The organism is Candidatus Methylomirabilota bacterium, assembly GCA_035260325.1.
Classification (GTDB): domain Bacteria; phylum Methylomirabilota; class Methylomirabilia; order Rokubacteriales; family CSP1-6; genus AR19.
Genome location: DATFVL010000107.1, coordinates 1 through 22,425 on the forward strand (window position 1 = coordinate 1; position 22,425 = coordinate 22,425).

A 22,425-nucleotide genomic window follows, 5' to 3' on the forward strand; every position below is an offset into this window, starting at 1 on the left:
CGAATCGAAGGTGAGGCGCCGGACGGCGTGCTCGAGTGACATGATCCCCTTCTCCCTCACCCAGTAGCCAAGGAGCCGCGTCGGGTTGCCCACGTTCGAGTGGAACTGCACGTGCGCGCCGCCGTCGGAGAGCCCCACGACCGCATAGGGGCTCCCGAGGATCTGCGCCACGGCCTCGGTGTCCATGTTGATTTCGCCGAGGCTGAAGACCGTGCCGAGGTCCTCCTCGACCGCCAGGTCGAGGAACGCGTCGAGCGGCTCCTTGCCCTGCGCCTTCGCGATCTGGGCGATGTTCTGTCCCGCGAGGCCGCGGTTCTTCGGAAGCTGCGGCTCCTCCACGATCATCAAGTCCCAGCGCTTCGAGAACGTCGAGTCCGGCCCGAGCGGAGCGTCGACCTCGGCGCGGAGCTTCGCGCGGAGCGCCGAGTCGCGATACGCGGAGAGCTTCTCGGCGTCCGAGCCCTGGAGGATCGGCAGCCACGTGGGCATGCTCCGGAACACCTGGCAGTTCTTCATCGTGAACCGGTTGACGATGCTGCCGGGGTTGCAGAGCGGCACCGCGCGGATCCCCTGCCGGGCCGTCTCCTCGACGTGGGCGAGGTGCGTGCGCCACCGGCCCGGCTGGCGCGCCTGCTCGAGGAGCGTGTTGTACATGATCTGGCGGCCGCACGCCTGGGCGAGCCGGCTCAAGAGCTTGTCCTTCAGCTCGGGGTTGGTGCCGCCGCCGCACTGGATCACCCCGGTCCCGGCCTCGCGCAGCACGTCGGCCAGCGCGAAGAGCTCCGACTCCGGGGCGCAGGCGGCAGGAATCCGCTTTCCCACGACGTCGAAGTGGTTCATGTTGCGCGTGATCGAGAGCCCGAGCGCCCCGGCCTCGAGGGCCTCGCGCACCAGGCGCCGCATGTGGTCCAGCTCGGCCTCGGTCGCCGGGCGCTCCGAGCACTCCTCGCCCATCGCGTAGAGGCGGACCGCCGAGTGGCCGACGAGCGTGCCGACGTTCACCCCGAGCCGCCGGCCGATCACGCTCATGTACTCGGGGAACGTCTCCCACGTCCACGGCACGCCCGCGCGCAGGACCTCCATCGGGATCGCCTCGACGTAGGAGAGCATCCCCGCGAGCTTTTCGCGCGCCTCGGCCTTCACGGGCGCGAGCGCCAGCGAGCAGTTCCCGATGATGACGGTGGTGGCGCCGTGGTTACACGAGAACGTGCACAGCGGATCCCAGAGGACCTGGGCGTCGTAGTGGCAGTGATTGTCCACGAACCCCGGCGCCACGACCCGCCCGTCGGCCTCGATCACCTGACGCGCGGCGCCGCCGAGGCGGCCGAGCTCCACGATCTTCCCCCGCGCCACCCCGACGTCGCCGTGGAAGGCGGGCCGGCCCGAGCCATCGATGATGCGACCGTTCTTGATCAGGAGATCGTAGGTCATGCCGTGGGTCCTCCCCGAAGCCCCTGTGCCCTGCGCCCGACCGGTGGCGGCCTGGCCCGCATGGTAGCACCGATCCGCAAGCGCCTCCGTCGGGAGCATAATACGGCGCATGCGGCCCCGTGAGGAGACGATCCCGGTCGGCGGCGTCGACGTGCACGCCTGGGTCGGGGGGCGGGGGGACCCGCTGCTCGTGCTCCACGGCGCCGGCGCCAACCGCGGCTTCACCCGGTGGGTCGAGCGGGTGGCCGAGCGCTACACGGTGTGGGCGCCGACGCATCCCGGGTTCGGCAAGTCCGGCGACGCCGAGTGGATGGAGAGCATCGACGACCTCGCGCGCTTCCACCTCTGGTTCATCGACGCCGCCGGGCTCGGCCGGCCGCACGTGCTCGGCCACTCGATCGGCGGCTGGACGGCCGCGGAGATGGCAGTCATGAGCCCGCACGCGATCGCCAAGCTCGTCCTCGTGGCGGCCGAGGGCCTCAAGCCGGAGACCGGCGAGATCCTCGACGTCTTCTATCACTCGGACGCGCAGCTCCGCGAGCTGATCGTCCACGATCCGAAGACGATCCCCGAGTGGGACGAGCTGTTCGGCCGCCCGCCGACCCCGGCGGACCAGGCGCTCGCGGAGCGCAACAGGGAAATGACGGCGCGGCTCACCTGGAAGCCGTACATGCACAACCCCCGGCTCGCGCGGTTCCTCCCGCGGGTGACGAACCCGACGCTGATCGTGTGGGGACGCGAGGACCGCATCGTGCCCGTCGCCTGCGGCGAGCAGTACCGCCGCGCGATCCCCGACGCGAAGCTGACCGTGCTCGAAGGCTGCGGCCACCTGCCGCCGATCGAGCAGCCCGACGTCTTCGCGCGGCTCGTGCTCGACTTCCTGGGAGCCGCGGCATGAAGCTCTACTACTTCAGCGAGATGCCGCACCACGAGTATCCCGACGCCGAGGGCGAGAAGTACCCGTCGCTGCGGCTGGCGTTCCCCAACCGCTTCTTCGACCGCGAGAAGGCCGCGGCGAACTACCGGCGCTACCTCGACGAGTACGAGCTCGCCGACCAGGTCGCCTTCGACGGGCTCATGATCAACGAGCACCACTCGACGCCGTCGTGCGTCAACGTCGGCGTCAACATGACGGCCGCCGTGCTCGCGCGCACGACCACGCGCGCTAAGCTCCTCCTCCTCGGCAACATCCTGCCGATCGAGGACAACCCGGTGCGGATGGCCGAGCAGATCGCCATGGCCGACTTGATGTCGGGCGGCCGCGTGCTCTCCGGCTTCGTGCGCGGGGTCGGGGTGGAGCAGTGGTGGGCGAACGCAAACCCCGTCCACAACCGCGAGCGCTTCGAGGAGTGTCACGACCTGATCCTCAAGTGCTGGACGGCGCCGGGACCCTTCCGCTGGGAGGGCCGCCACTACCACTTCCGTCACGTCAACCCGTGGTGTCTGCCGCTCCAGCGGCCACACCCGCCCATCTGGATCCCCGGCACCGCGAGCCCGGAGACCGCGGTCTGGGCCGGCGCGCGCGGCTACACCTACGTGCCGTTCCTGGTGCCGTTCGAGATCGCGCGCGAGCTGTTCGAGTACTATCGTCAGGGCGCTGCCGAGGCGGGCCGGACCGTGACGCCCGACAATCTCGGCTTTCTCATCTGCGCGGTCACGGCCGACACGAAGGCCAAGGCCCTGGAGGCCGGGCGCCATTTCGTCTGGCGCATGGGCCCGACGCTGCGCGGGCCCATCGAGTGGTTCTCGCCCGTCGGCATGCGCTCACGCGCGGGCAAGCAGTTCGCGCTGAGGGCGCGCCCGCGCTCGCTCGCGACGATGAGCTACGAGGAGCTGCTCGAGGGGCACTTCATCATCGCCGGCACGCCCGACGAGGTGGCCGAAGGCTTCGCGCTCGTCCAGCGCGAGCTCGGCATCGGCCACCTGCTGCTCGAGGCGCAGGAGTCGCGCATGGACCACGCGACCACGATGCGCTCGATCGAGCTGATGGGCGCGAAGGTGATCCCGGAGATCGCGAGAATCTAAAGGAGGTCAGCCATGACACGCGCGTACAACGTCATCGACGCCGACGGACATGTGCTCGAGCCGGTGGACCTGTGGGAGAAGTACATGGACCCCGGCTACCGCGACCGGGCGCCCCGGCTCTTCGTGGACACGGACGGCAAGGAGCGCATGCGCGTGGAGGACAAGGTGCTCGGGAGCCCCAAGGGCCTCGGCCTCCTCGGGGCGATCGGCGCCCGGCAGGGCGCCGTGTCCGACGTCACCATGAAATATCTCGAGGGCCGCAAGGGCGGCTTCGACCCGCACGCCCGGATCGTGGATCTCGACCTGGACGGCATCGACGCGGCCTTCCTCTATCCGAGTCTCGGCCTCTTCAGCGGCGCGATCGAGGAGCCCACGCTGGCCGCGGCCGTGTGCCGGGCGTACAACCGCTGGCTCGCGGACTACTGCCGGCCCTACCCCGACCGCCTCTTCGGCGTGGCCATGCTGCCCATGCAGTCGGTCGAGCTGGCCATCGAGGAGATGCGCTACGCGCGCAAGGAGCTCGGCATGCGCGGCGGGTTCCTCCGCCCGAATCCCTACAAGGGCCGCATGCTGCACCACCCGGACTACGCGCCGTTCTGGGCCGAGGTCCAGGAGCTCGACTTCGCCATCGGCCTGCACGAGGGCTCCAGCGGCGGCATGCCTCAAGTCGGCGTGGACCGCTTCACGACCCGCGGCGCCCGGCACATCATCTCCCACACCATGGAGATGATGCTCGCCGCGATGAGCGTCATCTGGGAAGGCGTGTGCGATCGCTTCCCCCGCGTGCGCATCGGCTTCCTCGAGTCCGGCGGCGGGTGGATCGCGCCCTGGCTCGACCGGATGGACCGGCACTTCGACGACGAGGGCTTCAACGACTCGACGCTCAGCATGCGTCCGAGCGAGCTGTTCCGGCGCAATTGCTGGATCTCGTTCGAGCCCGTCGAGGGCAGCCTCTCCGTGCTGGCCGACTACATCGGCCCGCACAAGATCCTCTGGGCCACCGACTATCCGCATCCGGACGGCTTCTTCCCCGGCGCGCCGAAGCTGATCGCCGATCGGCCGGAGCTGTCGGCGGAGACGAAGCGCCAGATCCTGGCGGGCGGCGCCAAGGGGTTCTACGCGCTGACGTAAGGCGATCCCGGAGTCAGTCCGATGGCGCCGGCCCGGGAACCGTCGGGGCCCGACCCAGCCCGAGCGCCGCGCGCGTGCGCGCGGTCGCCCGCCCCACCGCCACGCGGAAGCGCTCCATGTAGAGGTAGATGACCGGCGTGGTGTAGAGCGTGAGCAGCTGGCTCAGCATGAGGCCGCCGACGACGGTGATGCCGAGCGGGCGGCGAAGCTCGGAGCCGGTGCCCGTCCCGAGCGCGAGCGGGAGCGTGCCGAGGAGGGCGGCCATCGTCGTCATGAGAATGGGCCGGAAGCGCTGCAGGCAGGCGCGGTGCACGGCCTCGTGCGCGGCGAGGCCGTGGCTGCGCTCGAGGTCGAGCGCGACGTCGATCACCATGATCGCGTTCTTCTTCACGATGCCGATGAGCAGGATGATGCCGATCAGCGCGATGACCGAGAGATCCATGCCGAAGATCATCAGCGCGCAGACGGCGCCGACGCCCGCGGACGGCAGCGTGGAGAGGATCGTGAACGGGTGGATCAGGCTCTCGTAGAGGACGCCGAGGACGATGTAGACCGCGATCAGGGCCGTCACGATGAGCAGGGGCTGGTTCGCGAGCGCGGCCTGGAACGCCTGGGCCGTGCCCGTGAACCGTCCGTGGATGTTCGTCGGGAACCCCATCGTGCGCTCGGCGGCGTCGATCGCCTTGACGGCATCGCCGAGCGCCACACCGGGCGCCAGGTTGAAGAACGTCGTCACCGAGGGGAACAGCCCCTGGTGGTTGATCTGGATCGGCCCGGTGCCGGTCTTGAACTGCGTGACCGCGCTGAGCGGCACCGTCGCGCCCGTCGTCGATCGCAGGTAGATGTTCGCGAGCGCGTCCGGGCGCTGCCAGTACTGCGGCTCGACCTCCATGACGACGTGGTACTGGTTGAGCGAGGTGTAGATGTTCGAGACCTGGCGCTGGCCGAACGCGTCGTAGAGCGTCTCGTCGATCATGCGCGTGCTCACGCCGAGTCGCGCCGCCGTCGCGCGGTCGATGACGACCGGCACCTCGAGGCCGCGGTTCTGCTGGTCGCTGCTCACGTCGCGCAGCTCGGGCATCTCGCGCATCGCGCGGACGAGCCGCGGCGCCCAGGTGTTCAGCAGCTCGAGGTCGTCGCTCTGCAGCGTGAACTGGTACTGCGCGTTCGAGATCCGCCCGCCCAGCCGCACATCCTGCACCGCCTGCAGGTAGAGCGTGGCGCCGGGGACCTGCGCCAGCTTGGGCCGGAGGCGCGTGATGACTTCGTCGGCGCTGAGCTTCCGCTCGGCGCGCGGCTTCAGCGAGATGAATCCGCGACCGGTGTTCGCCGTCGTCCCGCGCCCGCCCCCGCCGCCGGTGAAGAGCGTCACGCTCTCGACCGCGGGATCGTCCTGGATGATCGCTCCATAACGCCGCAGCTTCTCGTGGATCGCGGAGAACGAGACGTCCTGCGCGGCGACGATGTTCGCGGCGAGCCGGCCGTTGTCCTGCTGCGGGAAGAACCCCTTGGGGATGGTCCAGAAGAGGTATGCGTTGATCGCGAAGGTCGCGAGGAAGATCGTCATCGTGATCGCCGTGTGGCGCAGCGCGACCGTCAGCGTGCGGTCGTAGGCCCGCGTGATCCAGTCGAAGACACGCTCGCCGAGCACGGCGAGCCGGCCGCGGCGCTCCTCCGCCCGCGGCTTGAGCAGCAGCGCGCACATCATCGGCGTCGTCGTGAGCGAGACGACGAGCGAGATCAGCACCGCCACCGACAGCACCACGGCGAACTCCCGGAAGAGCCGCCCGACGATGCCGCCCATCAATAGAATCGGGATGAAGACCGCGATCAGCGACAGACTCATCGACAGGACGGTGAAGCCGATCTCCTTCGCGCCGGTCAGGGTCGCCTCGAGCACCGGGACGCCGTGCTCGATGTGACGCATCACGTTCTCGACCACGACGATGGCGTCGTCGACGACGAAGCCCGTGGCCACGGTCAGCGCCATCAGCGAGAGGTTGTCGATGCTGTAGCCGACGAGGTACATGACCCCGAAGGTGCCGACGAGGGAGACCGGCACGACCACGCCCGGGATGGTCGTCGCGCGCACGTTCCGCAGGAACAGGAAGACGACGAGAATGACGAGCCCGATCGCGATGAGGAGCGCCTCCCCGACGTCCTTGATCGAGGCGCGGATCGTCACCGTCTGGTCGAGCACCGCGGTCAGCGCGATCTCCGCGGGCACGAGCGCGCGCAGGTACGGGAGCTCCGCGTGGATGCGGTCGACGGTCTCGATGATGTTCACGCCCGGCTGGCGGAAGATCACGAGGACGACCGCCGTCTTGCCGCCGGACACCGCGGCGGCGCGCACGTCCTCGACGTCCGCGCGGACCTGCGCGACGTCCACCAGCCGCACGGGCGCGCCGTTACGCCAGGCAACGATCAGCGGCTCGTACTCGGGCGCGCGGCGCAGCTGGTCCGTCGCGTTCACTTCCCAGGTGCGCATCCCGTCGTCGAGCTGACCCTTCGGGCGGTTGACGTTCGTGCTCGCGAGGACCTGGCGTACCTCGTCGAGCCCGATGCCGTAGCGCGCGACCGCCATCGGGTTCAGCTCGATGCGTACCGAGGGGAGCGAGCTGCCGCCGACGAAGATCCGCCCGACGCCCTCGAGCCGCGCGATCTTCTGCTGCAACACGGTGGACGCGATGTCGTACATGCGCCCCTTGTCCACGCTCGTCGAGGTGAGCGCCAGGATCAGGATCGGGGCGTCCGCCGGATTCACCTTCTGGTACGTCGGCAGGTTGGGCAGGTTCGTCGGCAGCTGGCCGCGCGCGGCGGCGATGGCCGCCTGCACGTCACGGGCGGCGCCGTTGATGTCGCGGGCGAGATCGAACTGCAGCGTCATGGTCGTCGCGCCGAGGAAGGAGACCGACGTCATCTCGGTGACGCCGGCGATCCGGCCGAACTGCCGCTCGAGCGGCGTGGCGACGGCCGACGCCATCGTCTCCGGGCTCGCGCCGGGCAGGCCCGCGACGACGGAGATCGTCGGGAAGTCGACCTGCGGCAGCGGCGCCACCGGCAGGAGCCGGAAGCTGATCGCGCCGGCCATGACGAGCGCGAGCGTCAGCAGCGTCGTGCCGACGGGCCGGCGGACGAACGGCGTGGAGAGGCTCACCGCGCCGTCACCGGACGCCCGGCGCGCGCCCGGCCGCCCACCCGGCGCGTCGCCAGACGCGTGGCGAGCCGATCGAACGCCAGGTAGATGACCGGCGTCGTGTAGAGCGTCAGCACCTGGCTCACGATCAGCCCGCCGACGATCGCGATCCCGAGCGGCTCACGCAGCTCCGAGCCCACGCCGCGCCCGAACGCGAGCGGGACGCCGCCGAGCAGCGCGGCCAGCGTCGTCATGAGGATCGGCCGGAAGCGGAGGAGGCACGCCCGCTCGATCGCCTCACGCGCCGGCCTGTGCTCGGTGCGCTCCGCGTCCAGCGCGAAGTCGATCATCATGATCGCGTTCTTCATGACGATGCCGATGAGGAGAACGATGCCGATCAGCGCGATGACGGAGAGGTCGAGGCGCACGAGCAGCAGCGCGAGCAGGGCGCCGAGGCCTGCCGACGGCAGCGTCGACAGGATCGTGATCGGATGGATCCAGCTCTCGTAGAGGATGCCGAGCACGATGTAGACGGTCACGATGGCGGCGAGGATCAGGAATGGCTGGTTCGCGAGCGACGCGCTGAACGCGCGCGCCGCGCCCTGGAACCCCGTCTGGATGCTCGCCGGCAGGTCGATCTCCCGCCGGACGCGGCCGATCGCCGTCACCGCGGCGCCGAGCGAGACGCCGGGCGCGAGGTTGAAGGAGACGGTCACGGCGGGGAACTGGCCCTGATGACTCACGGCGAGCGACGTCGCCCGCTCCTCGATCGCGGCGACGATCGAGAGCGGGACCTGGCCCCCGGCCGACGAGCGCAAGTAGACGCGATCGAGCATCGCCGGGCTCGCGCGGAACTCGGGCAGCACCTCCAGCACGACGCGGTACTGGTTCAGCTGGGTGAACACCGTGGAGATCTGGCGCTGACCGAACGCGTTGTAGAGCGCGTCCGTGATCATCTGCGGGGTGATGCCGAGCCGCGACGCCGTCGCGCGGTCGATGCGGACGGTCGCCTCCAGCCCTTGATCGAGCTGGTCGGTCGCCACGTCGCGGAGCTCGGGCAGCTCGCGCAGGCGAGCGACGAGCTTGGGCGCCCACGCCCGGAGCTCGGCCTCGTCGGGATCCTCGAGGCTGTACTGGAACTGCGTTCGGCTGACGCGGTCCTCGACGGTCAGGTCCTGGACGGGCTGCAGGTAGAGCGTGATGCCGTCGACGCGCGCGAGCGCGGCACGCAGCCGATCGATCACCGCGCCGACGCTCTCCCCGCGCTCGGCCAGCGGCGTGAGCGTGATCTGGATGCGCCCGCTGTTGAGCGTGGTGTTGGTGCCGTCGATCCCGATGAACGACGAGATGCTGGCGACGGCCGGATCCTGCAGGATCACTCGGCCGAGCGCGCGCTGCCGCTGGGCCATCGCGTCGAAGGAGATGTTCTGCGGCGCTTCCGAGATACCGAGGATGACGCCGGTGTCCTGCACCGGGAAGAGGCCCTTCGGCACCACGCCGTAGAGCAGGAGCGTGAGACCGAGCGTGCCGACGGCGACGAGCAGGGTGCCGCCCTGGTGCGCGAGCACCCAGCGGAGCGTCCGCGCGTAGAACCCGAGGAGCCCATCGAACGCCGACTCGGCGGCGCGCGCGAAGCGGCCGGGGTGCTGCTCGGCGGCGGGCTTCAGCATCCTCGCGCAGAGCATCGGCGTCAGCGTCAGGGACACGACGGCCGAGACCAGGATCGCCGCCGACAGAGTGAGGGCGAATTCCCGAAAGAGCCGGCCCACGATGTCGCCCATGAAGAGGAGCGGGATCAGCACCGCGATGAGCGACACCGTCAGCGAGAGGATCGTGAAGCCGATCTGGCCCGAGCCGACGAACGCGGCCTGCAGGGGCCGCTCGCCCTCCTCGATGTAGCGGCTGATGTTCTCGATCATGACGACCGCGTCGTCGACGACGAAGCCGGTCGCGATCGTCAGCGCCATCAGCGACAGGTTGTTCAGGCTGAAGCCGAGCCCGTACATCACCGCGAACGTCCCGACGATCGACACGGGGACCGTGATGCCGGGCACGAACGTCGCCGCCGCGCTGCGGAGGAACAGGAAGATCACGAGCACGACGAGGATGACCGCCAGCGTCAGCTCGACCTGGACGTCGTGCACCGAGGCGCGGATCGTGACGGTGCGGTCGGTCAGCACCGTGACCTTCACCGCCGAGGGCAGCGACGCCTGTAGCTGCGGCAGCAGCTGCTTCACGCGGTCGACGACCTCGATGAGGTTGGCGCCGGGCTGTCGCTGGATGTTGATGATGATACCGGCCTGATCGCCGACCCACGCCGCCTGGCGGATGTTCTCGGCGCCGTCGATCACGTCCGCGACGTCCGAGAGCAGAACCGGCGCGTTGTTCCGGAACGCGACGACGAGCCTCTTGTACTGCGCGCTCTGGAGGATCTGGTCGTTGGCGGCGATCGTGAACGACTGCGCCGGGCCATCGAAGCTGCCCTTGGCTTGGTTCACGTTGGCGGCGCCGACGGCCAACCGTACGTCGTCCATCGTGAGACCGCTCGCCGCGAGCCGCGTCGGATTGACCTGGATGCGCACCGCCGGCTTCTGGCCGCCGGAGAGCGTGACGAGGCCGACGCCGGGAAGCTGCGAGATCTTCTGCACGAGACGCGTGTCGGCGAGATCCTCGACGACCGTCAGCGGCAGCGACGTCGACGTCAGCCCGAGCGTCAGCACCGGCGCGTCGGCCGGGTTGACCTTGCTGTACACCGGCGGGTTCGGCAAATCGCGCGGCAGGAAGGTGGCGGCCGCGTTGATCGCCGCCTGCACCTGCTGCTCCGCGACGTCGATGGAGAGCGCGAGGTCGAACTGCAGCGTGACGATCGACGAGCCGCTGGAGCTGATCGACGTCATCTGCTTGAGGCCGGGCAGCTGGCCGAACTGGCGCTCGAGTGGCGCGGTGACGCCCGACGCCATGACGTCGGGGCTCGCGCCCGGATAGAACGTGACGGTCTGGATCGTCGGATAGTCGACCTGCGGCAGCGCGGCGACGGGCAGCTGGCGATAGGCGACGATACCCGCGAGCACGATCGCCACCGTCAGCAGCGACGTGGCGACGGGGCGGAGGATGAACTGCCGGGAGAGGTTCACGTGCCCGGCCGGGGAGCGGGTGGACGCGCCGGCGCGCCGACGGGCGGCGCGGCGGCGGGCGGCTGACCGGCCGGCGGCGCGCCGGGCTGGCGCACGCTCGGCGCGACGCGCGCGCGGTCCTGGACCTTCTCCGCCCCGTCGACGATGACCGCCTCGCCGGCCGCGACGCCGGCACGGACCGCGACGGTTCCCTCGTCGCTCGGTCCGGGCTGCACGCGGCGGAGCTGGACGACGTTGTCCTTCACCACGAAGACGTACGGGCCCTGCGGTCCACGCTGGATTGCCTCGGCCGGCGCGAGCAGGGCGTCGTGCAGGACGTCGATGAGCACGCGCGCGTTCACGAACTGGTTCGGATAGAGCGCGCCGTCCTTGTTCGCGAACGACGCCTTCAGCTTCACGGTGCCGGTGGCCGGATCGATCTGGTTGTCGATCGCGGCGAGGGTCCCGCTCGCGATCTTCGTGCGTCCCTCGCGGTCGTATGCGTCGACGGGCACGCCGCCGCCCGAGCGGAAGCGGCGGAGAATCGGCGGCAGGCTGTCCTCGGGCACGCTGAAGATGAGCGCGATCGGCTCGAGCTGCGTGATGACGACGAGGCCGCCCGTGTCCGCGGCCTTGATCACGTTGCCGGGGTCCACGAGACGAAGGCCGACGCGGCCGGTGATCGGCGCGGTGATCCGGCAGTACGTGAGCTGGAGCTTGATCGCGTCGATGTTGCCCGCGTTCATCTTGATCACGGCCTCGGCCTGGTTGACGACCATCTGCTGCGTGTCGAGCTGCTGACGCGCGATCATCTCCCGCTCAGCCAGCCGCGTGTAGCGCTCGAGGTCGAGGCGCGCGTTCGCGAGGTTCGCCTGGTCGCGCGCGAGCTGCCCTTCCGCCTGGACGAGCTGCGCCTGGAAGGGGCGGGGATCGATCTCGGCGATCACGTCGCCCGCGTGCACGATCTGGCCTTCGGTGAAGGGCGTCCGCATGAGCTGCCCGTCGACGCGGCTCTTCACCGTGACGGTGTTGAGCGGGGTGACCGTGCCGAGCGCGGTCTGGTAGACCGTCAGATCGCCGGTGCGGACGGGCATGACGACGACCGGAACGGGCCGCGCCTCTTGTCCACCGCCGCCGGCGGCCCCGCTGCCGGCGGCCTTCGCCGGCTGCATCTTGCCCTGGCGCCCGTGGGCGATCCAGGCGCCGACGCCGACCAGCGCGGCGAGGACGATGAGGATGACCCAGAGCCGGCGACGGCTGCCGCGAGCGCCGAGTCCCCGAGCGTCCCGATCTTCTCCGCTGTCTCCTTGCACCCAGACCCTCCTCGGATGGACGATGCGCGCGCCCTGCGGGCTATTTCAACACAGAATCTCGTCGACGCGGAAGACGACCGATGACGGCGTGGCGGAGGCGGCGCCCGGCTCGAGGACACCCTCCTCACTTGTGACTGACGAACGACCGGGGAGTCGGTTGACCGTCCGGCGAATCCCCGGCGTCGCGCGCCCCTCGTAAACCGATCGGCGGCACCGTCGTCTGCAGAGTCATGAGAGAACGTCAGCGGTCGTGCCCTCCAGGCCGCGGTAGGGCCTCATGTTGACCCGCGCGCTGGGCGTCGTATGCCTGCTCGTTGCGGTCCCCGTACTGGTGACCGTGAGTACCCAGGCCCAGGAGCGTCGAGGGCGTGAGCGGGAGGAGGAGCGTCGGGAGTTCGAGCGCCGCGACGAGCGCCCGTGGCGCTTCGAGCGTGGATTCGGCTGGCGCTTCGAGCACCGTCCCGGAGTCTGGTCACCGTATTACGCCTGGTGGTGGACGGAGGGCCATGTCGTGCTCCTTCCGGTCCCCACGGTGCGCGTGATCCAGTACCCGCACGGCCGGTACGAGCTGCAGGGAGACGGGATCGCCGTCCCGTATCAGTGGGTCTGGGTTCCGACGCAGCCACCCGTCCCACCGCCACCGCCCGTCGCCGCGCCACCGCCGCCGCCAACCGCACCGCCGCCCGCCGGCTCGGCTCCTCCCGCGCCTCCGCCGCCTCCTCCGCGGTGAAGACCGAGCGGGGCCTTCGGTTGGCTCGAAAGTGACCGTCCGATCACGGATTGATCGGGCTCGCCGAGGCAGGCTGTCACACAAGCCCCGGATCTTTCTGGAAATTCGATTTCGGTATCAGATTTGCGTAGTAGTGCCGCCAGGAGGATTCCGGAATGGCGGTCAATGTAGTGAACGTCAAGACCCTGTCCGCCCTCCGGGTGCTGGTTACCGAAAACTCCGCGGTGATCGCGCCCGGGTTCCGGATCATGGGCGCCGGCGTCCGAGTCGGACAATCCTCGGTCGACCTCGTCGGACTGGACTCGCTCGATACACCAGCGCTCATCGCGCTCGACGTGACCGGAGACGAGACGGTTCCCTTCAGAATGGCCGAGGCGTATGCGTCGGCCCTCGAGGATCCCGACTCGATCCGGCAACTCATGCAAGGCGCGCGCGGACGCGTGGGCTGGCCTCCGCGCGTCATCTTCATCGCCGAGCGGCTGTCCGAATCGTTCTTGCTGAGACTGAAGCTCCTCGCCCTTCCCGCGGTGGATTGCTTCGAGTACCGATGCGTCGAGGCCAACGGCCAGACGAGCCTCCATCTCGACCGTGTCGAGTGCGGCGCGAGGTCGGCCGGTGCCTCGACCCCGCCGGCCGTCCAGGCGCCGGCGCCATCCCCTACCCGCCAGGACTCACGGCCGTCCGGCTGGCATGACCTCCTCGCGGAGCTCAGCACGAGTCCCGAAGTCGAATTCCCTCACGCGGACGCCGAGCTGCCCGCGGCTCCGACGCCTGCGGCGCCGCCCAGGGGCGGCGTGCCCGTGCCGGCTCCCGAGGTCACGCCCGTGTGGAAGAGGTTCGCCGCAAGCCTCGCGGGGGCGCAGGCAGCCGTGGTGGAGCGCGCCGCCGCCTCGGCAGCGCCGCGCGCGCGGGCGGTCCCAGCGGCGCCGATCGTCGCATCGGGACGGATCGACGACAAGCTCGCGGCGATCCGCGAGTACTTGCAGCGCGAGTTTCCCCTGCTGATGATCTACGATTTCTACGAGCCCGAGCGAGGCGCGCACGTCTTCCAGCTGCAAGACAGTCAGGGGATGGTGGCTCACCTCGCGGTCGTCACGTCCGAATTCTTCGACGCGCATCGCGACACGAAGCTTCTCGCCACGCTCGAGCGGATGCGGCTGGCCGAGGCGATGCGGCGGGCGGGCGGAGCCGGCGTCCGCGTGACGCCGACCCGGGTGGAGCAGGCGCGCTGAAGGTCAGTCCTTGGCGCGGCTGGTGTGGGCGAGCCGCGCGCGAACCCGCTCCGTAAAACGGGCCGCCTTGTCGCGATCCCCGAGCTCACGGGCGAGGCTCTCGATCACGTCGTTCAGGCTCGTCGCTCCGCTTCGCGCCGCCCGCGTCAGGTGCTCGTTGCAGACCACTCGCGCCATCGGACCGAGATACTCCACGAGCTCCGCCTCGAGGATCGCGCTGCTTCGATTCAGGCTCGTCGGCATGGGCCCCGTGGCGGCTGCGCCGCCGTCACCGGTGTCGCCGGCCGCGCCGCCCAGCAGGGTCAGCAGCTCAGCCGTCGGCGGCAGCTCCGCCTGCGACTCGTGCTGGAGGAGTCCGTCCGAGAAGCTCAGGCGTCCACCGGTGATCCGCGCGATCGACGTCACGGCCGCCAACCCGGTCTGCAGCCCGAAGCCCACGGCGCTGATGGTCCCGCCGCGCAGCACGAAGCGGACGGAATGGTTGTCGGACGTCGTGATGAATACCGTGCCGGTCCGGCCCTCGGCGCTGAGCCGCCGCACCTCGCCGATCAATTCACGATAACCGAGGCCCGCGTCGCCGCTCTTCACCGGACCGTCAGGCGCCGAAGCGCAATCCGCTCAGGGTCTCACGACCGCGTGACCCCGCCGCCGAGGACCGGGGGGTGGTCGCGCACCAGCACTCGCTGGTCTGCGCCGAGGCGTTTCATCGCCGCCTCGACGCTGCTCTTCAGCCGGTCGATGGCCCGGGCGAGCCCGCCGATCTCGTCGGAGCGGTCGACCTCGTCGATCGCCGCGGCCAGGTTGCCGCGGCTGATGTCGTTGGCCATCGCGGTCAGGTTGCGTATCGGCTGCGTGAGACGCGGGGCCAGCAGGCTCGACAGGAGGGCCACGAACAGGACGCTCGCCCCCAGGAGGAGCAACGCATTACGGTTCGCCTCGGCGAGCGGCGCGTAGGCCTCGGCGTAGTCCTGCTGGGTGACCAGCGTCCAGCCCTGGTCCGTCTTCTGTGCGTAGGCGACGATGTCCTTGCCGGCCTCTCTGAAGACGACTTTCTTCTTGGACTCGTAACCCAAGGCCAGAAGCGCGGGGTGCGTCGCGAGCGCGCCGCGAGCCTTCGGATGCGCGATGACATTCCCCTTGTCGTCCACCAGGAACGCGTACCCGGTCTCGCCGATGCGGACCGCGGTGATCTTTGCCGAGAGATCGTCGATCGCCATCGCGATGGCGAGCACGCCGACCCTCCAACCGTCCTCGGAGACGATCGGCACCGACAGGATGAAGGCGGGCCTTCCCGTCGTCTTGCTGATCACGACCTGCCGACCCAGGGGTGCGCCGCCCATGGCTTGCTGGACGTACTCGCGGTCGCCGTAGTCCTTCGGCGCTTCCTTGTCGCTCCGCGCGACGTTCATCCCATTGGGCCCGACGGTGTGGGCGAGGAAGACCCAGGGATACTGACGGGCGATCGACTGCAGCAGCGGCGCCTGCCGGCGGGTGGCCATCGACACCATGTCGTCGACACTGGCATTCTGCCTGAGCAGCCTGGCGTGTTGGTCGACCCAGGCATTGACGTAGCTGACGGCGTTGTCCGCCTGCGTGCCGAGACGCTCGTCGATATTGCGCGAGAGGTACTCCAGCGACGCCCGATAGTCCACGTACCATATCGCGCCGAGCGGAACGACGGTCACGGCGATCAGAGTGATGAAGAGCTTGGGAAGGATTCCAAAGTGGATCGAAAGCCTCTTGCCTCTCACGCCATCCTCCTTCGTCAGCGAGCGCGCGCCCTCTTGGCCCATCGGCCTCTCCCGGGCGATGTCGCTCACCTGCCCGACAGAGGGATGCGAGGGCGCTGCCAGGAGTTGCGCGCGGTCAGTTCCCCGAAAATGCTCGCAGGAGAAGCAACTTGCGCCCCGCCAGTCGCGAATCGTGATCGCCCAGGCCGAGACACCGTGGCAATACAGGTGACAGATTGGGCTGCGAACCCTGATGTTTAGATGGTGGGCGGCGCAGGGCTCGAACCTGCGACCTCAGCCTTGTAAGGGCTGCGCTCTCCCAGCTGAGCTAGCCGCCCGTCGGAGGGCTCGCGCTTACTCTACCTCAGATCCAGCGTGGCCAGGCGCGACGCCGTCGGGATCCCCTCGCCGTCCCAGCCGCGGAGGGCGTAGTACTCGTCGAGCATCGCGGAGAGCTCGTCGGGCGGGCAGTAGGCGCCGGCCGAGGGCCCGTCGGGGATGGGCTCGTGCATCACCTTCCACGGGAGCGCGTCCTGGGTGCGCCGCACGCCCTCGCGCACGTTGAAGAGGCGCTCGAGGTTGATGATGCGCTCGCCGGCGCGCTCGAGCTCCTCGAGCGTCATGTCCCAGCCGGTGACGGCGCGCACCATGCGCGCGTAGGGCTCCTCGAGGAAGAGGCCGAAGCCGCGCTCGGCGGTGAAGCGGCACATGACGAGGGAATCGCCGATGGCGGTGAAGTGCTGGCTCCGGACGGCGAAGGCCGGCTTGCCCTTGGTGCCGCGCCGGTCGAACCCCTGCGCGTATTGCGGCGTCGGGCGCGTGTCGTGGTGGCTCCCGCCGCGCGTCGCCGTCGCGTAGCCGATCGAGAGGCCCTTGAGCGCGCGCGCCGAGTGGGCCGGCAGCTCGAGCCGCTTCACCGCGTAGACGAGCTTCGTGCCCTCGGGGTGGACCTGCTCGGCGAGCCGCCAGGCGCCCTCGGCGAGCCGCGCGCCGAACCCGTCGCGGCGCGCCGTCATCTCGACGAGCTTCAGCATCCCGCGCCAGTTCCCCCAGCCGAAGTCCACGCCGAGGTCCTTGGTCGTCAGCCAGCCGCGCTCGAGCGCCTCGCAGACGAAAGCGAGCGTAACGCCCATCGTGATCGTGTCCATCCCGAGGAGGTCGCAGAGGTCGTTGGCGAGGATGAGCGCCTCGGGGTTCGCGATGCCGAGCATCGGCCCGAGCGCGAAGATGGTCTCGTACTCGGGCATCTTCGCCTTCGTCCCGGCGAACTCGCCCTCGGCGATCGCGTACTGCTTGCCGCAGGCGACGGGGCACTTGAGGCACGTCGTGTCGCGGTCGTGGTAGTGGGCCTTCATCTCCTCGCCGCCGACGGCGCGCGCCTCGGCGAAGACCTCGGACTTCATGTTGTAGCTCCCGAGCGCGCCGAGGGCGTTGATCGGGCCGACGAGGACGGGCGTGCCCCAGGTGGAGAGCGCCTGCGTGCCCTTCTTCAAGGGCTCGCGCGTCTCGTCGATCAGGGCCTTGAGCGCCGCGGGGTCGGCGACCTCGGTCTTCCGGGTCCCGCGCACGACGACGGCCTTCACGTTCTTTCCGCCCAGCACGGCGCCGATGCCGCCGCGCCCCGAGACGCCCTCGCGGTTCTTCCAGTAGTGCACCATCGCGGCGAAGCGCACGCGCTGCTCGCCCGCCGGGCCGATGGCGATCGCGTCGGCGTCGGCGCCCTCGGCGGCGACGAGGGCGTTGACGGTGTCGCGCGTCGTCCGGCCCCAGAGTGGGCCCGCGGGCTTCACCTCGGCGCCGGCCTCGGTGACGAGGACGTAGGACGGCCGCGACGCGCGCCCGGCGATCACCACCGCGTCGAAGCCGGTGCGCTTGAGCGTCGCGGGGAAACGCCCGCCGAAGGTCGAGTCGAAGAAGAGCTCGGTCAGGGGCGACTTGGTGGCGACGCACGCGCGGCTGTTGCCGGGCACCGTCGTGTCGGTGATCGGCCCCACGCTGAACACGACGGCGTTCGCGGGGGCGAACGCGTCGGTGCGCGCGGGCACATGGTCGTAGAGCAGGCGCGCGGCGAGGCCGTTGCCGCCGAGGTAGGCGCGCGCCGTCGCGGCGTCGAGCGGCTCGACGCGCGTGGCGCCGGTGCCGGCGTCGACGAACAGGATCCGGCCGCCGTAGCCCTTCACCGCCCGAGGTCCTGGAGCCCCTTGCGCGCGGCGGCGGCGAGGTCGGCGGGCACGTTCGGCTGGTCGAGGAGCTTCCTGTAGACGATCGCCGCCGCGTCCGGCTGCTTCGCCGCGATGAAGCTCGTCGCCGCGCCGAGAAGCGCCTTGCGCCCGGCGGCCGACTCCGGCGCCACGTAGGCCGCGGTCATGAAGTACTCGGCGGCGGCCATCTGGTCGCCCTCGCCCTGCCAGGCCTCGCCGAGACCGTAGGCGGCGTCGGCGACGATCGCGTCGTCGGGGCTCTTCAGGAGATCGCCGAGCAGCGCGCGCGCCTCGGCCGGCTTCTTCGCCTGGACCAGCAGGCGCGCGTTGCCGATGAGCGCGCGCGGGCCCCAGTCGGCGCGGCCGTCCTTCGCCGCGCGCGTGTAGGCGTCGAGCGCGCCCGCCGCGTCGCCCGTGGCCTCGCGCGCCCGGGCGAGCACGAGCCAGATGCGCGGCAGCTTCGTGTCGGCCGGCGCCGCGGCCGCGAGCCGCTCGAGCTCCTCGCGGGCGACGTCCGCGCGCCCGGTCTCCACCTTCGCCTCCGCGAGGACCCAGTGCCCGTTCACGACGAACGGGCTGTTCCCGAAGCGCTGCTCCATCTCGGTGTACGCGTCGTACACGACCGGCCACGCGCCGGCGGCGGCCGCGCCCGCCCCGACGCGCTCGAGGGCGTCGTCGGCGGCCTCGTCGCCGGGGAACTGGGCGACGAGGCGCTTCGCGTGGTCGAGCGCCCCCTTCCAGTCCTTCTCCTCGACGGCGACGCCCGTGAGGACGTAGAGGAGGCGCGGCGCCGCCAGGCCGGCGGGCGCGGCCGTGAGCTCGGCGAGCGCCGCCTTCTTCCACTCCGCGCGGGCGCCCTGGTGGTAGGCGATCACGGCGAGCCCGTACTCCGCGGCGCCGGCGATCGCGGGCGTGCCGTTCGCGCGCGCGTCGGTGAGGAGGCCCTTGGCGGCGTCCCACTGCGCCTGCGCCAGCTCGACGGCGCCGAGGCCGAGGGTGGCGAGGGCGCCCACGTCGGCCTTGGCGGCCGTGAACGCCTTCGCCGCGTCGGCGGGCTTGCCGGCCGCGAGCAGCGCGACGCCGAGCGCCGCCTGGGCGCGGCCGACGAGCGGCGGGAACGGCGCGCGCTTGATCCAGTCGGCGAGCACCGGCTGCGCCGCGGTGGCGTCGCCCGTGCGCAGCAGGAGGATCGCGCGGTTCAGCCGGGCGAAGTCGGTGCGCGGCAGCTTCGCGTAGTCCGCGACGATCCGGTCGAGCAGCGTCCTGGCACCCGGCCACTCGGCCGGTTTCTTCAACGCCAGCTCCGAGGCGAGCAGGAGCGCGTCCGGCGTGTAGGGATGGTCCGGGTAGAGGCGGGCGAACTCGAGGAACTCCCGGCGCGCGTCGTCCAGGCGGTCCTGGCGGAGCGCGATCCACGCGACACCGATCCGCGCGACCGGCGCGTCCCGGTGCTGCGGCAGCTCGACGAGCAGGCGCTCGAAGGCGCTGCGCGCCCCGGCCTGGTCGCCCGCATAGTAGGCGGCCTCGCCCTGGAGCAGGAGCGCGGCCGCGCGCGCGTCGGGGCCCGTGGCGGACGCGATGACGGGGGTGAGGTCCTTCGCCGCCTGGGCGAACTCCCGCAGCTCGACGTTGACCTGCGCCAGCCGGAACGCCGCGAACCAGCCCGTCGCCGACGCGGGATCACCGCGCTGGGCGAGGTCGTACTGCGTGCGGGCGTCGTCGAGGTTCCCCTGCCCGCGGTGCGCCTCACCGTTCAGCAGGAGCGCGTAGGCGCGGGCGGCGGGCGTGAGGTTGCCGGCGAGCACCTCCTGGAGGACGGTCAACGCCTCGGCCCCCTTGCCGCCGTCGATGAGCGAGCGCGCGAAGCGGACGAAGAGCGGCTGCAGGAGCGGCGAGCCGCGGCTCTCGAGGTCGCGGGCGGCCTGGCGCGCCGCATCGGGGTCGGAGGGCAGGAGCCCCAGGACGATCCCCGCTTCGGCCCAGTCGCGCTCGGTGCCGATCTTGGGCGCGGCGGCCGGCGACGTCGGCGTGAGGAACGCGCGAAACGCGGCGACGGCCTCCTTGTACCGGCCGGCCTGGAGGCTCCACCAGCCGAGCCTCAACTGGCCTTGATCGAGGAGCGGGTGCGGGCCGCCCTGGACGAACCGCCCGAGCTCGGTCGCCGCGCGATCGGCCTGGCCGACGCGCCCGAGCGCATCGCCCGACCAGAACGCGACGTCGCGTTCGAGCGCGCCCGGCACGCCCTTCGCCCCGAGCGCCGACCACGCGGCCACCGCGTCCTGGTGGCGGCCGAGCGCGTAGCTCGAGAGCCCGAGGCCGTGGCGCACCCACGGCTCCATCGAGAGCGGCATGGGGCCCGCGAGGAGCTGCGTGAACGTGTCGCGGGCGCGCTGCGCGTTGCCGAGGCGGAGCGCGGTCCACGCCGCGCCGTGCGTGGCCCACAGCGCGAAGTCGCTCCCCCGGGGCGCGGTCTGCACGACCTCCCGGAACAGGCGGTCCGCCTGCTCGACGCGGCCGAGGACCCAGTAGGTCTCGGCGAGCCAGTAGCGCGCCTCGAGCACGAGGTCGGCGTCGCCCCCGCTCCGCGCCGCCTGCTCGAGCGCCTTCGCCGCGTCGTCGTACTCGGACTTGGCGAAGCGCGCGCGCCCGCACTCGAGCGCCTTCGACGCGACGCCGAAGAACGCGCCCACGCACGCGAGCGCGCCGGGCTGCTCGACCGCGGCGGTCGGCTTGTCGGCCGTCGGCGGCGCGAACGCGGCCAGGGGGAACGGCGGGAGGTCCGTGGGCGGCGGGGGCAGCGGCAGCGTGGCGCCCGCGAGCTTCGGCTTCTCGCCCGGCGCCTCCGCGAACGGCACGAGCCGCGCCAGGTCGGGCAGGGGCGGCGTGAGCGGCAGGAGCGTCTGCGCGGCGGCGCCTACCGGCGCCGCGAGCCACGCCGCCAGGAGGAGGCCGACCGCCGCCCGGCGCATCAGGAGCCGCCCCCGGCCTTCGGCGCCGGCGTCTTCGGCAGCCGGCCCTTGATCGCCGTGGCGCGATCGCGCGCCCAGTCCCGGAGCGTCGCGTCGGGGCTCTTGGCCGCGACCTGCGCGTAGGCTGCGAGCGCGGCCTTCGGGTCCTGGAGCTGCTCCCTCGCCAGGCCGAGGCCCGCGAGCGCCCGGTAGCGCGTCGCCGCCTCCACGCTCTTCACCGCGCCGACCGCCTCGAACGCCTTGGCCGCCGCGCTGAAGCGGCCGAGCTTCAGCTCCGACTCACCCTGGAGCACGAGCGCATCCGCGCGCACGGCCTCCTCGTCGCTCTTCGCGGCGGCCTGCGCCTGGGCCGACGCCTCCCGCCAGTCCTTCCTCTTGAACGCCGCGTTGGCCAGGTCGAGCGCGGCGCGGGAGGCGAGCTGGTGGTTCGGAAACTCCTTGCGGAGCCGCCGCCAGGCGGCCTCCTGGTCCTTCGGGCGCCCGAGCCGCCCCGCGATCGCGCCCGCGTCGTAGAGCGCCTCGGCCGTCGGCGGCGCCTGCTCCATGAGCTGCTTGTAGGTGTCCTGGAGCTCGGAGCGGTCGCCGTACTTCGAGAGCGTCTCGGTGATCATCCGGCGCGCCGCCGGCGCCAGGTCGTGGCGGGGCGCCGCCGCGACGAACGCGCGCAGGTCCTCGAGCCCGCCCTTCGCGTCGCCGGAGGTCACGCGCGCCCAGCCGAGGAGGTAGCGCGCGTCGGGGACGAGCTTGTGGCCCCCGAACTTCGTCGGAAACGCCTCGAGCATCGGGATCGCTTCGCCGAACCGCTTCAGCTCGACGAGGGTGCGCGCCAGGTAGAAGGTCGCGTCGGGCGCGAGCGCGTGGTCGGGCCAGCCGTTCAGGAGCTCGCGGAACGCCGTCACCGCCCCCTCGGGGCGGCGCAGGTCGAGGTCGGTGAGGCCGAGGCCATAGTACGCGTCCGGTGCGCGCGGCGACTGCGCGTCCTTCCGCGTCACCGCCTCGTACGCGGCGCGCGCCTCGGCGAAGCGCCGGAGGCGGTAGAGCGCCTCGCCCTGCCAGAACTTCGCCTCGAGGGGCGGGCCCGCCGCCGGGAGCTTCTCCGCGCGCCGGAACGCCTCGAGCGCCGCCTCGCCGTCGCCGAGCGCCAGCCGCGCGCGCCCGAGGGTGAGCAGCGTCTCGGGGAGCTTCGGATCGTTCGGGTACTCGGCGACGAGGCGCTCGAGCGCCCGGCGCGCGACGGCGTAGAGGCCGTCGCCGAACGCGCGCTCGCCGACGAGCCGGAGCCGCGCCGGCTCGTCGAGCGCCCACGCGGGCGTGCTCGCGAACGCGACCGTGAGCAGGAGGAGGAGCGCCGTGACGGGCCGCAACCTGCGAGTCATGTTGACCAAATCATCGTAGCACGGCTGTGGTACGGTCA

13 protein-coding genes and 1 tRNA gene are annotated in these 22,425 nt (G+C 71.2%); 4 read left to right on the forward strand and 10 right to left on the reverse strand.

Annotated features, from left to right (window positions below; translation table 11 throughout):
- Positions 1–1,431, reverse strand: a 1,431-nt coding sequence (locus VKG64_07330; GenBank protein HKB24853.1) for an amidohydrolase family protein, incomplete at its 3' end; no start/stop codon positions are given.
- 109 nt (positions 1,432–1,540) lie between these two features.
- Here VKG64_07330 and VKG64_07335 point away from each other — a divergent pair.
- Genes VKG64_07335 through VKG64_07345 form a run of 3 tightly spaced genes read left to right on the forward strand, consistent with a single transcriptional unit; the run spans position 1,541 to position 4,587 of the window.
- The gene (locus VKG64_07335) at positions 1,541–2,329 is read left to right on the forward strand and encodes an alpha/beta hydrolase (GenBank protein ID HKB24854.1); all 789 of its coding nucleotides are present in this window, start codon (positions 1,541–1,543) and stop codon (positions 2,327–2,329) included.
- On the forward strand, positions 2,326–3,456 hold the full coding sequence (locus VKG64_07340; protein HKB24855.1) for an LLM class flavin-dependent oxidoreductase: 1,131 nt from the start codon (positions 2,326–2,328) through the stop codon (positions 3,454–3,456). The genes VKG64_07335 and VKG64_07340 overlap by 4 nt, the downstream gene beginning before the upstream one ends.
- A gap of 12 nt (positions 3,457–3,468) precedes the next feature.
- Positions 3,469–4,587, forward strand: a complete 1,119-nt coding sequence (locus VKG64_07345) for an amidohydrolase family protein (GenBank protein HKB24856.1) — start codon at positions 3,469–3,471, stop codon at positions 4,585–4,587.
- Between the two features lie 13 nt (positions 4,588–4,600).
- Here VKG64_07345 and VKG64_07350 read toward each other — a convergent pair whose 3' ends face one another.
- Genes VKG64_07350 through VKG64_07360 form a run of 3 tightly spaced genes read right to left on the reverse strand, consistent with a single transcriptional unit; the run spans position 4,601 to position 12,149 of the window.
- Positions 4,601–7,744, reverse strand: a complete 3,144-nt coding sequence (locus VKG64_07350; GenBank protein ID HKB24857.1) for a multidrug efflux RND transporter permease subunit — start codon at positions 7,742–7,744, stop codon at positions 4,601–4,603.
- Complete coding sequence (locus VKG64_07355) at positions 7,741–10,857, reverse strand: multidrug efflux RND transporter permease subunit (GenBank protein ID HKB24858.1); 3,117 nt, start codon at positions 10,855–10,857, stop codon at positions 7,741–7,743. Before VKG64_07355 ends, VKG64_07350 begins: the two co-directional genes overlap by 4 nt.
- Complete coding sequence (locus tag VKG64_07360; protein HKB24859.1) at positions 10,854–12,149, reverse strand: MdtA/MuxA family multidrug efflux RND transporter periplasmic adaptor subunit; 1,296 nt, start codon at positions 12,147–12,149, stop codon at positions 10,854–10,856. The genes VKG64_07355 and VKG64_07360 overlap by 4 nt, the downstream gene beginning before the upstream one ends.
- A gap of 885 nt (positions 12,150–13,034) precedes the next feature.
- Between VKG64_07360 and VKG64_07365 the strand changes: the two genes are divergently transcribed.
- Positions 13,035–14,111, forward strand: a complete 1,077-nt coding sequence (locus VKG64_07365) for a hypothetical protein (protein HKB24860.1) — start codon at positions 13,035–13,037, stop codon at positions 14,109–14,111.
- 3 nt (positions 14,112–14,114) lie between these two features.
- Here the strand turns inward: VKG64_07365 and VKG64_07370 are convergent, their stop codons facing one another.
- The 6 genes from VKG64_07370 to VKG64_07395 all read right to left on the reverse strand — a co-directional run bounded on the left by VKG64_07370 (position 14,115) and on the right by VKG64_07395 (position 22,387).
- On the reverse strand, positions 14,115–14,699 hold the full coding sequence (locus tag VKG64_07370) for a hypothetical protein (protein ID HKB24861.1): 585 nt from the start codon (positions 14,697–14,699) through the stop codon (positions 14,115–14,117).
- 38 nt (positions 14,700–14,737) lie between these two features.
- Positions 14,738–15,904, reverse strand: a complete 1,167-nt coding sequence (locus tag VKG64_07375) for a cache domain-containing protein (GenBank protein HKB24862.1) — start codon at positions 15,902–15,904, stop codon at positions 14,738–14,740.
- Between the two features lie 199 nt (positions 15,905–16,103).
- Positions 16,104–16,179: transfer RNA gene (locus tag VKG64_07380), tRNA-Val, on the reverse strand.
- A 21-nt stretch (positions 16,180–16,200) separates the two neighbouring features.
- Positions 16,201–18,021, reverse strand: a complete 1,821-nt coding sequence (locus tag VKG64_07385; protein ID HKB24863.1) for an aldehyde ferredoxin oxidoreductase family protein — start codon at positions 18,019–18,021, stop codon at positions 16,201–16,203.
- A complete protein-coding gene (locus VKG64_07390) occupies positions 18,018–21,011 on the reverse strand; it encodes a tetratricopeptide repeat protein (protein HKB24864.1) in 2,994 nt (997 codons plus the stop codon). Before VKG64_07390 ends, VKG64_07385 begins: the two co-directional genes overlap by 4 nt.
- On the reverse strand, positions 21,011–22,387 hold the full coding sequence (locus tag VKG64_07395) for a tetratricopeptide repeat protein (GenBank protein HKB24865.1): 1,377 nt from the start codon (positions 22,385–22,387) through the stop codon (positions 21,011–21,013). The genes VKG64_07390 and VKG64_07395 overlap by 1 nt, the downstream gene beginning before the upstream one ends.
- Positions 22,388–22,425 lie beyond the last annotated feature (38 nt).